8 protein-coding genes are annotated in these 11843 nt (G+C 44.8%); all 8 read left to right on the forward strand.

Annotated features, from left to right (window positions below; translation table 11 throughout):
* Positions 1 to 51 precede the first annotated feature (51 nt).
* On the forward strand, positions 52 to 1491 hold the full coding sequence (locus HMPREF9447_RS15515) for an alpha-L-fucosidase (protein WP_044138269.1): 1440 nt from the start codon (positions 52 to 54) through the stop codon (positions 1489 to 1491).
* Between the two features lie 76 nt (positions 1492 to 1567).
* Positions 1568 to 2692 carry a glycoside hydrolase family 88/105 protein gene (locus HMPREF9447_RS15520; RefSeq protein WP_009130696.1) on the forward strand — a complete coding sequence of 375 codons (1125 nt, stop codon included), beginning with the start codon at positions 1568 to 1570 and terminating at the stop codon, positions 2690 to 2692.
* Positions 2682 to 4796 (forward strand): glycoside hydrolase family 2 protein, encoded by a 2115-nt coding sequence (locus tag HMPREF9447_RS15525; protein ID WP_009130697.1) that lies wholly within the window; start codon positions 2682 to 2684, stop codon positions 4794 to 4796. The genes HMPREF9447_RS15520 and HMPREF9447_RS15525 overlap by 11 nt, the downstream gene beginning before the upstream one ends.
* 53 nt (positions 4797 to 4849) lie before the next feature.
* Complete coding sequence (locus tag HMPREF9447_RS15530; RefSeq protein ID WP_009130698.1) at positions 4850 to 6394, forward strand: Gfo/Idh/MocA family protein; 1545 nt, start codon at positions 4850 to 4852, stop codon at positions 6392 to 6394.
* A 559-nt stretch (positions 6395 to 6953) separates the two neighbouring features.
* The gene (ilvD, locus tag HMPREF9447_RS15535) at positions 6954 to 8753 is read left to right on the forward strand and encodes a dihydroxy-acid dehydratase (protein ID WP_009130700.1); all 1800 of its coding nucleotides are present in this window, start codon (positions 6954 to 6956) and stop codon (positions 8751 to 8753) included.
* Positions 8754 to 8802: 49 nt separating this feature from the next.
* A complete protein-coding gene (ilvB, locus tag HMPREF9447_RS15540) occupies positions 8803 to 10497 on the forward strand; it encodes a biosynthetic-type acetolactate synthase large subunit (RefSeq protein WP_009130701.1) in 1695 nt (564 codons plus the stop codon).
* An 18-nt stretch (positions 10498 to 10515) separates the two neighbouring features.
* Positions 10516 to 11088, forward strand: a complete 573-nt coding sequence (gene ilvN, locus HMPREF9447_RS15545; RefSeq protein WP_009130702.1) for an acetolactate synthase small subunit — start codon at positions 10516 to 10518, stop codon at positions 11086 to 11088.
* Positions 11081 to 11830 (forward strand): acyl-[acyl-carrier-protein] thioesterase, encoded by a 750-nt coding sequence (locus HMPREF9447_RS15550; RefSeq protein WP_009130703.1) that lies wholly within the window; start codon positions 11081 to 11083, stop codon positions 11828 to 11830. The genes ilvN and HMPREF9447_RS15550 overlap by 8 nt, the downstream gene beginning before the upstream one ends.
* The last annotated feature ends 13 nt before the right edge of the window (positions 11831 to 11843 follow it).

An 11843-nucleotide genomic window follows, 5' to 3' on the forward strand; every position in this document is an offset into this window, starting at 1 on the left:
GCGTTGAGGGAGGAATTGGCTTCCTTTGCAAAAACTTTTAAATTTACTAACATGAAAAACGTTTTGCTATTAACTGTTTTAATTTCATTGTTGACTGTTGGTGCATTTGCTCAAAAGCAACAACAACTATTGCCTGCCGACCAGGAAATCTCTTTAAAATATGGTGCCGATCGTTTAGGAAAACGCCATGATGATTCTATGCGGAAATTTCGTGATAATAGGTTGGGCGCATTTATACACTGGGGACTTTATGCCATCCCGGGAGGGGAGTGGAATGGTAAGGTATACAATGGAGCTGCCGAATGGTTGAAATCGTGGGCGAAAGTTCCAGCAGACGAGTGGCTGAAATTGATGGACCAGTGGAATCCTGAGAAGTTTAATGCTAAGGCTTGGGCGAAGATGGCTAAGAAGATGGGGGTGAAGTATGTGAAAATTACTACGAAACACCACGAAGGTTTCTGTTTATGGCCAAGTAAATATAGCCAATATACGGTGGCGCAAACACCTTATAAAAAAGATATTTTGGGTGAATTGATAAAAGCCTATAATGATGAAGGCATTGACGTTCATTTTTACTTCTCGGTGATGGACTGGAGCCATCCGGATTACCGGTATGACATTAAGTCGAAAGAAGATGAGGCCGCTTTTAATCGTTTTTTGGAGTTTACGGACAATCAGTTGAAGGAACTTGCTACCCGTTATCCTACCGTAAAGGATTTTTGGTTTGACGGTACATGGGATGCTAGTATTAAAAAGAATGGTTGGTGGACGGCCCATGTAGAACAAATGTTGAAAGATATGTTGCCGGGTGTGACAATCAACAGTCGCTTGCGTGCTGACGATTATGGTAAACGTCATTTCGACAGCAATGGTCATTTGATGGGCGATTATGAATCAGGCTATGAACGCCGCCTGCCCGATCCGGTGAAAGATGTGAAAGTGACTCGTTGGGACTGGGAAGCATGTATGACGGTTCCCGAAAACCAATGGGGGTATCATAAAGATTGGTCTATAAGTTATGTAAAAACTCCATTAGAAGTGCTGGAACGCATAGTACATGCTGTTTCTATGGGAGGAAATATGGTGGTGAACTTCGGACCGCAAGCTGATGGTGACTTCCGTCATGAAGAGAAGGAATTGGCTGATGCCATTGGCAAGTGGATGCAGGAATATGGTGAGTGTATCTATGGCTGTGATTATGCTGGCTGGGACAAACAATCCTGGGGGTATTACACCCGTAAAGGAAAAGATGTGTATATGGTTGTTTTCAATCCCCCTTATTCTAAACTTTTAGTAGTAAAGACGCCGAAAGGTACAAAAGTAACAAAAGCTGTTTTGTTGGATGGAAAAGATATCGGTGTGAAAGAAACTGCACGTAATGAATATAATGTGAACATGCCGGCAAAGGCGCCTGCTGGTCCTTTTGTTATCAAGCTACAGATAGAAGAAGATGCAAGTGTAACAGATAAATACCGTGATGCACTGACCTGATTTCTGTTAGTATGTGGTTCCGTCAATACTCATTTTTTTAATCTGAATATTCTAACCTTTAATTATATATAATGTTATGAAGAAGCCTTTTCTTCTTATATTTTTCTTCCTGATAACTGTCATGCAGGTCGTTGGACAGCAACACTTTGACAAGGCTGCCATAAAATCCATCATGAAGCGAGTGGCGGATTGGCAGATAGCCAATCCTAATAAAGGGGCGGAACATGACGATTTGGATTGGACACATGCAACCTTGTATATGGGAATGCTGGATTGGGCGGAACTGACGGAGAAAGAAGATGGTGATGATTCATATTACCAATGGTTGCTCCGTATAGGACGACGTAATCATTTTCAAGTAGGAAAGTGGATGTACCATGCTGATTTTATTGCCGTAGGACAGCCTTTTATCGACCTTTACAATAAATATGGCAATAAGAAGATGATTGCACCCGTCATGGCGAGAGCTAACTGGATAATAGAAAATCCGGCAGAAACGACTTTGGAACTGGATTATGGCAAATTGGAAACCTTGGATCGCTGGTCTTGGTGTGATGCATTATTTATGGCTCCCCCTGTATATGCCAAACTTTATGCACTAACTAAAGACAAAAAGTACTTGGATTTCCTAAACAAAGAGTACAAAGCCACTTACGATTACCTGTATGATAAGGAAGAACATCTATTCTACCGCGACCGCCGTTATTTTGCCAAGCGGGAGGCTAACGGTAAGAAAGTGTTTTGGGGACGAGGCAACGGTTGGGTATTGGGAGGACTGGCTGAAATATTGCAGGTGCTTCCCCGGAATGAACCTTCGCGTGCCTTTTATCAGGATTTGTTTGTGACCTTGGCTACCCGTGTAGTCGGTTTGCAAAGTCCGGATGGATATTGGCATGCCAGTTTGCTTGATCCTGCATCCTACCCATCACCTGAAACAAGTGCAACTGGATTTATCGTTTATGCGTTTGCTTATGGTGTGAACGAGGGGCTTCTCGATAAAAAAACTTTCATGCCGGTGATAGAGAAAGGGTGGCAAGCGTTGGTGGATGCGGTGGAACCAACAGGTAAACTGGGTTATGTACAGCCTATCGGTGCCGACCCGCGTAAAGTGACGCGAGACATGACCGAGGTTTATGGAGTCGGAGCATTTTTGCTGTCCGGATGTCAAATTTATAATCAATTATCTAACCATGAAAAATAATATATTGTTTTTACTGATTGTTTTGTTGATGTCAGGTGTATCCGGTAAGATGGATGCGCGCGAAGTGACATCATTCAATGACGGTTGGGAATTTAAGAAAGGTCCGTTTTCAAAAGACGCTATGCAAGCTGTACAAAAATGGAATACGGATTGGCAGGAAGTAACCATCCCTCATACGTGGAATGCAGACGATATGCAGAAGAAAGTGTCTGCTTTCTATGAAGGTGTAGCCTATTACCGGAAAAAGTGTACTTTCCCCAAAAGTATGGAAGGTAAACGTATCTTTCTGCGCTTTGAGGGTGTTGGTTCGTGTGCCGAAGTCTATGTCAATGGTTACTTGGCAGGCACGCATAAGGGAGCTTATTCTGCTTTTGTATGCGAGATTGGCTCGCAAGTGAAGTTTGGTAAAGAAAACGAGATTATAGTAAAAGCAGATAATGCTTCACGTCCCGATGTCATTCCGACTAATCACATTCTATTTGGGGTTTATGGGGGAATTTACCGTCCTGTGTGGTTGATTGTGACGGAACCTTGCAACATCGTTGTGAATGATTGTGCTTCTTCCGGTGTGTATATCACTCAAAAGAATGTTTCAAAGAAATCGGCTGAAGTAACTGTAAAGGTGAAAGTGGATAATGCAACCATGGCCCCTGCCTTATTGGAACTGGAGAATGCCATATATGATATGGATGGCAAATTAGTGAAGACGCATAAGCAGTCTTTTGAACTTACTCCACAAGGTGTACAAAACTATACTTCTCAGTTTAGATTGCACAATCCTCATTTATGGCAAGGACGTGAAGACCCTTATCTATATAAGGTTGTATCACGTCTTATGCAGAATGGGTGCGTGATAGATGAAATTGTTCAACCGTTGGGGGTTCGCAACTATGAAGTTGTGGCCGGTAAAGGTTTCTTTTTGAATGGAAAACGATACCCCATGTATGGTGTAACCCGCCATCAGGATTGGTGGGGGCTGGGTAGTGCATTAACTAATAAGGAACATGATTTCGACTTGGCACAGATTATGGATATTGGTGCTACTACTGTTCGTTTTGCACATTACCAGCAATCAGATTACATTTATTCACGTTGCGATACGCTGGGCCTGGTTATTTGGGCTGAGATTCCTTTCGTAAACCGTGTTACCGGACAAGAGTGGGATAATGCCCACCAACAGATGCGTGAACTGATTCGTCAGAGTTTCAACCATCCTTCTATCTATGTATGGGGAATTCATAATGAGGTGTATCATCCGCATGGTTACACCGCAGCCCTTACGCAGTCTATTCACGACCTTTGTAAGTTGGAAGATCCGGGTCGTTATACGGTGTCTGTCAATGGTTATGGGCATGCCGACCATCCCGTTAATCAGAATGCAGATATACAAGGTATGAACCGTTATTTCGGTTGGTATGAAAGGAAAGTACAAGATATCAAGCCGTGGATAGAGAAGATGGAACAGGAGTATCCTTGGCAACGCTTGATGCTGACAGAGTATGGTGCGGATGCTAATATCAAGCATCAGACAGAAATTTTAGGTGATGCCCTGAATTGGACAAGTCCCTTTTATCCGGAAACATTCCAGACCAAAACGCATGAATATCAGTGGAGCATTATCTCCCAGCATCCTTATATTATCGCTTCTTACTTGTGGAACATGTTCGATTTTGCAGTACCGACGTCCAAAAGAGGTAGTGTGGATGCTCGTAATATGAAAGGAATGATGACTTTTGATCGCAAAATCAAAAAAGATTCTTACTTCTGGTATAAAGCGAATTGGAGCAAGGAGCCGGTTATTTATTTGACACAACGCCGGAATGTGGAGCGTGAAAGGAAAGAGACCACTGTGACGGTGTACTCCAATATAGGCACTCCCAAGGTGTATCTCAATGGACGGGAACTGACAGGTGTTCGGAAGGGCTATACCGATGTACATTATATATTCGATAATGTGCTCTTGAACGATGGTAAGAATGTGCTGAAAGCGACCGTCTCTCGCCAAGGACAAGAGTATACGGATGAAATAGAATGGATGTATAATGGAGAACGCGAACGGACAGCAGATTCTCTTGAATACGAGAAAGAACATGGTAGTTGGTAATGTTTTTATTATGTATGATTAATTTGTTTGTAATTTTAAATTAGGATTGAAATATGAAGAACTTTAAATTGTTGTTGTTAGGGCTTTGCGTTGTAATGTGTGCATGCTCTGCGCAAACTCAGACTTCCATGACCAACGAGTATGGTACAGAATGGCAATGGGAGAACGGAACTATTGTAGTGAAGACACCTGAACGTCCGGCTGGACAAAAAAGTGTGTTGGGATTGACTGTTCCGAAGATGGAAAGTGTACGTGTTGGCTTTGTAGGTCTGGGCATGCGTGGTCCTGGTGCAGTAGAGCGTTTTACGTATATACCGGGTACGCAGGTTGTGGCGTTATGCGACTATGAACAGTCACGTGCTGAAAAGTGTCAGAAATATCTGAAAAAGGCATCTATGCCGAAAGCTGCTATCTATTCAGGGGAGAAAGGTTATGAAGAACTTTGCAAGCGCGATGATATAGACTTGGTTTATATTGCTGCGGACTGGTTGCATCACTTCTCTGTAGCTAAATGTGCTCTGGAGAACGGCAAGCACGTAGCTATTGAAGTACCTTCGGCCATGAATTTACAGGAATGCTGGGATTTGATAAACCTGAGCGAGACTACCCGTAAGCATTGTTTTATATTGGAGAATTGCTGCTACGACTGGTATGAGATGAATACGTTGAATATGGCACAGAATGGTGTGTTTGGTGAGATAATCCGTGCACAAGGTGCTTATATTCACAATCTTGCCCCGTTCTGGAATCATTACTGGAAGGCAGGCGAAAATGATAAATTGGGATGGCGTTTGGATTATAACATGCGTCATCGTGGTGATGTATACGCTACTCATGGTCTTGGTCCGGTGGCTCAAGTGCTTGATATTCACCGTGGGGATCGTATGAAAACATTGGTGGCTATGGATACCAAATCTGTTATCGGTAAGGCATTGGTGGAAGAAAGAACAGACTCCGTATGTAATAACTTCCGTAATGGCGACCACACTACGACTATGATTCGCACTGAGAATGGCAAGGTAATCGAGATTCAACATAATGTAATGACACCGCAACCTTACAATCGCCTCTATCAGCTTACGGGTACGAAAGGTTTCGCCAACAAATATCCGGTCAGAGGATATGCTCTTGATGCGGAACAGTTATCTGCTTCGGGGGTTCAGCCTAAGATAGACGACTTGAATTCACACGGATTTCTGCCTAAAGCCGAAATGGATGCACTTGTAGAGAAATATCAGCATCCGATATTGAAAAAATATGGTGAACTGGCTAAGGAAGTAGGCGGTCACGGGGGGATGGACTTCATTATGGATTGTCGTCTGGTGTACTGTTTGCAAAATGGTCTGCCGTTAGATATGGATGTATATGACTTAGCGGAATGGTGCTGTCTTGCTGAATTAGGAACACTTTCTATGGATAATAATTGTGCAGCTGTGGCATTTCCCGATTTTACTCGTGGTGAATGGAATGTTGTAAAAGGCTATAAACATGCTTATGCGAGCCCCGAAGTGGAAAAGTCAACTGAGGAAAAAGCGGAGGCTTTCACTGCTGAACTGAAGAAACTGGGAGCTATAGAATGGGCGGAAGCCGAAAAATAAATAATAACTGGTCTTTTGGGGATGAGTGTAAAGCATGAGAATAAGAATCTTTCTTCTGCTTCCGAACTATACTTACTCCTTACTTTCTCCCTACCTACTCCTTACCTACTCCCTACCTTCTCCCTATCTATAAACAAGGAGAAGGTAGGGAGTAGGTATGATAGGATAGTGGTTCAGATAGGGTCCCGGTAAAACGAGAATAAAAGTGGCTATCTGTGGCAAATTACTCATTTTTGAATTGTATTAGTGATAAAATAGGATTTAAAAGCTGGGTTTTCTTACGATTAATCATATTTATCTCATTTTTTTCTTCAAATTGTTTGGAGTTTATAAAAAAGCCCTTACCTTTGCAGCACAATTAACAAGAATAGTAAAGTAAATAAAGTTATGAACCTACATACATCTATTAACCTGGCAGTCCTGCATATTATTCGCGTCGTGGTCTTGGAGTCAAGAGCGTGAGAAAGGTTATTGTATGTACTCGTACGTTAAGATATCAATTTAGGAGCCTTTCTCACCATAAGTGAGGGAGGCTTTTTTATTAAAAGGAGATTTGAGAATGAAACACCAGTTACGCAGTTCGTCCAGCACGCAAGGCCGCCGTATGGCAGGCGCACGTGCGTTGTGGATGGCAAACGGCATGAAGAAAGAACAATTAGGAAAGCCTATTATCGCAATAGTCAATTCATTTACGCAGTTTGTTCCCGGACATGTGCATCTGCACGAAATAGGGCAACAAGTGAAGGCTGAGATTGAGAAGCTGGGATGCTTTGCTGCCGAATTCAATACGATTGCCATTGATGACGGTATTGCGATGGGACACGATGGCATGCTCTATTCGCTTCCTTCGCGAGACATCATTGCCGACAGTGTGGAATATATGGTGAATGCGCACAAGGCGGATGCGATGGTTTGCATCAGTAACTGCGATAAGATTACTCCGGGTATGTTGATGGCTGCTATGCGCCTCAATATCCCTACGGTATTCGTTTCCGGCGGACCGATGGAAGCTGGAGAATGGAATGGTCAGCATCTCGACCTGATTGACGCTATGATTAAATCGGCGGATGAAAGCGTAAGCGATGCTGATGTAGCCCAGATTGAGCAACATGCCTGTCCCTCTTGCGGCTGCTGTTCCGGTATGTTTACCGCTAACTCGATGAACTGCCTGAACGAAGCTATCGGTTTGGCGTTGCCGGGCAACGGAACCATTGTGGCCACTCATGCCAACCGTACGCAGCTTTTCAAGGATGCTGCCAAACTGATTGTAGAAAACGCTTATAAATATTATAATGAAGGGGATGACAGTGTACTTCCCCGTAGCATCGCTACCCGTCAGGCTTTTCTGAATGCTATGACGCTGGACATCGCGATGGGTGGTTCAACCAACACCGTGCTTCACCTGCTGGCTGTGGCACATGAGGCGGAAGCTGATTTCAAGATGGATGACATCGATATGCTGTCCCGCAAGACTCCTTGTTTGTGTAAAGTTGCCCCGAATACTCAGAAGTATCATATTCAAGACGTAAATCGTGCCGGAGGCATCATCGCTATTATGAGCGAGCTTGCCAAAGGCGGCTTAGTCAATACGGACGCAAAACGTGTAGACGGTATGACGCTGGCAGAAGCTATTGATAAATACAGTATTACCAGCCCGAATGTTTGCGAGGAAGCCGTTAAGAAGTATAAGAGTGCTGCTGCCGGAAAATTCAATCTGGTGCTGGGGTCACAAGAGGTTTATTATAAGGAACTGGATACAGACCGTGCCGGAGGTTGCATCCGCGACTTGGAGCATGCTTATAGTACGGACGGTGGATTGGCAGTTCTGAAGGGTAACATTGCCCAGGATGGTTGTGTGGTGAAGACGGCAGGTGTAGATGAAAGTATCTGGAAGTTTACCGGCCCTGCCAAAGTGTTCGATTCACAGGAAGCTGCTTGTGACGGTATTCTCGGCGGAAAAGTCGTCAGTGGTGATGTCGTCGTCATCACGCACGAAGGTCCGAAAGGCGGTCCGGGTATGCAGGAAATGCTTTATCCGACTTCTTACATCAAATCGCGCCACTTGGGCAAAGAGTGTGCGCTGATTACGGACGGTCGTTTCAGTGGCGGCACATCAGGTCTGAGCATCGGACACGTTTCTCCCGAAGCGGCTGCCGGAGGTAATATCGGTAAAATACAGGACGGTGATATGATTGAAATCAATATTCCCGAACGTTCTATTAACGTCAAACTGACGGATGAAGAACTGGCAGCCCGTCCGGTGACACCCGTTACCCGTCAACGCGAAGTCTCAAAGAGCCTGAAGGCATACGCAAGTATGGTGAGCTCGGCAGATAAAGGAGCTGTGAGACTTATTTAGTGGAAAGTTGAGAATTGAGAGTGGAGAGTTAAACTTGAAAATTGAAGAAATGAAAGATATAATAACAGGCGCTGAGGCATTGATGCGCTCTCTGGAACATCAGGGAGTAAAGACCATTTTCGGGTATCCGGGCGGTTCCATCATGCCGGTATTCGACGCTTTATACGACCATCGAAAGACATTGAACCACATCCTGGTTCGGCATGAACAGGGTGCTGCTCATGCTGCACAAGGCTTTGCCCGCGTATCGGGTGAGGTAGGGGTTTGCCTTGTGACCAGTGGTCCGGGTGCTACAAACACTGTAACCGGCATTGCAGATGCTATGATAGACAGTACACCTCTTGTAGTTATTGCAGGGCAGGTAGGCACAGGCTTTCTGGGTACGGATGCTTTTCAGGAAGTAGACTTGGTAGGCATCACGCAGCCTATCGCCAAATGGAGCTACCAGATACGTAGTGCCGAAGATGTACCTTGGGCTGTGGCGCGTGCTTTCTATGTTGCCAAAAGTGGCCGTCCCGGTCCGGTGGTATTGGATTTTGCCAAGAATGCACAGGTAGAAAAGACCGAATATATATCTACAAAGCTGGATTATATCCGCAGCTATCAGCCTGTTCCCGAAATGGATGACTTGGCTATCCGTCAGGCTGCCGAGCTGATTAATAATGCCGAACGTCCGCTTGTACTGGTGGGGCAGGGTGTTGAATTGGGTGGTGCGCAGCAAGAACTTCGTGCTTTCATCGAGAAAGCCGGAATGCCTGCCGGTTGCACCATGCTGGGACTTTCTGCATTGCCTACCGCACATCCTTTGAACAAAGGTATGCTGGGTATGCATGGCAACCTTGGCCCGAACATCAACACCAATAAGTGTGATGTACTTATCGCAGTAGGTATGCGTTTTGATGACCGTGTGACTGGAAAGCTAGACACTTATGCCAAACAGGCGAAAATTATCCATTTTGATATTGATCCTGCCGAGATAGATAAGAATGTGAAGACAGACCTTGCCGTATTAGGTGATTGCAAAGAAACTCTTGCTGCCGTTACGGAACTTCTGAATCCTGCCACTCATCAGGAATGGTTGGATAGTTTCTTGCCTTATGAAAAGATGGAAGAAGAAAAAGTAATCCGCCCCGAACTTCATCCGGCAGGGAAATCACTGAGCATGGGCGAAGTGGTGCGTGCGGTAAGTGAGGCTACGAACAATGAAGCCATACTGGTTACTGACGTTGGTCAGAACCAAATGATGTCTGCCCGTTACTTCAAATTCAGCAAGGAACGCAGCATTGTTACTTCCGGTGGACTGGGTACGATGGGCTTTGGACTTCCTGCTGCCATCGGTGCAACCTTCGGACGCCCCGACCGTACAGTATGCGTATTTATGGGTGATGGCGGTTTGCAGATGAACATTCAGGAGTTGGGAACCATTATGGAACAAAAAGCCCCTGTGAAGATTATCCTGCTGAATAATAACTTCCTGGGTAATGTACGCCAGTGGCAGGCTATGTTCTTCAACCGTCGCTACTCATTCACTCCGATGTTGAATCCGGATTATATGAAGATAGCTTCCGCTTATGAGATTCCTTCGCGCCGTGTTATGAAGCGTGAGGAATTGAAAGGGGCGATAGAAGAAATGCTCGCTACGGATGGTCCGTTCCTGCTGGAAGCTTGTGTGATGGAAGAAGGCAACGTATTGCCGATGACGCCTCCGGGTGGTTCGGTAAACCAGATGCTGTTGGAATGTTGAATTAATGAATGATGAGCTATGACTGACAAGACATTATATACGATAATCGTTCATTCAGAGAACTTCGCCGGTTTGCTGAATCAGGTGACTGCTGTGTTTACCCGTCGCCAGATCAATATCGAGAGCCTGAATGTATCGGCTTCGTCCATCAAAGGTGTACATAAGTACACCATTACCGCATGGACAGATAAAGACACCATTGAGAAAGTAACAAAGCAAATCACCAAGAAAATAGATGTGTTGCAAGCGCACTACTTCACGGATGATGAGATTTACCAACACGAGATTGCACTCTACAAGATAACCACTCCTACGCTGGAAGAAAAACCGGAAGTATCGAAGGTTATCCGTAAATACAATGCACGTATTGTAGAAGTGAATGCAGTCTTCGCTATTGTGGAAAAGAACGGGATGGGTGAAGAAATCACCAACCTTTATGATGAATTGCGTGCTCTCGACTGTGTGCTCCAATTTGTACGTTCAGGGCGTGTGGCTATCACTACCAGTTGCTTTGAACGTGTGAACGAGTACCTTGCCGATCGTGAAGCTAAATATCGTTTGAAGAAAGAAAAGGAGCAAGATAATGAGTGAGAATGATAAGATAGGAAAGTACAAGTTCGTAGCGGAACCCTTCCACGTGGATTTCACCGGACGCCTCACGATGGGTGTGCTGGGCAATCATTTGCTAAACTGTGCCGGCTTCCATGCCAGCGACCGCGGTTTCGGCATTGCTACACTGAACGAGGACAACTACACATGGGTACTTTCGCGCCTTGCCATCGAACTGGATGAAATGCCTTATCAATATGAAGACTTCACCATCTGGACCTGGGTAGAGAATGTGTACCGCCTATTTACTGACCGTAATTTTGCCTTGCTCAATAAAGATGGCAATAAGATAGGTTATGCACGTTCCGTATGGGCCATGATTAATCTCAATACCCGTAAGCCTGCCGATTTGCTGGCACTGCACGGAGGCAGCATCGTGGACTATGTGTGCGATGAACCTTGCCCTATCGAGAAACCTTCACGCATCAAAGTGACTGCTACCGAACCGGTAGCCGCAGTGAAAGCGAAATACAGTGATATCGACATCAACGGCCATGTGAATAGTATTCGTTATATCGAACACATCATGGATTTGTTCCCGATAGAGATGTATAAAGAAAAGCGTATCCGTCGTTTCGAGATGGCCTACGTAGCCGAGAGCTATTATGGCGATGAGCTCACCTTCTATAAGGATGAACTGGAAGACGGCGCTTTCGATATTGAAGTGAAAAAGAATGGTAGCGAGGTTGTTTGCCGTTCAAAAGTGATATTTACAGAGAAATAATTTTATTAATCAA

Source organism: Bacteroides oleiciplenus YIT 12058 (genome assembly GCF_000315485.1).
GTDB classification, from domain to species: domain Bacteria; phylum Bacteroidota; class Bacteroidia; order Bacteroidales; family Bacteroidaceae; genus Bacteroides; species Bacteroides oleiciplenus.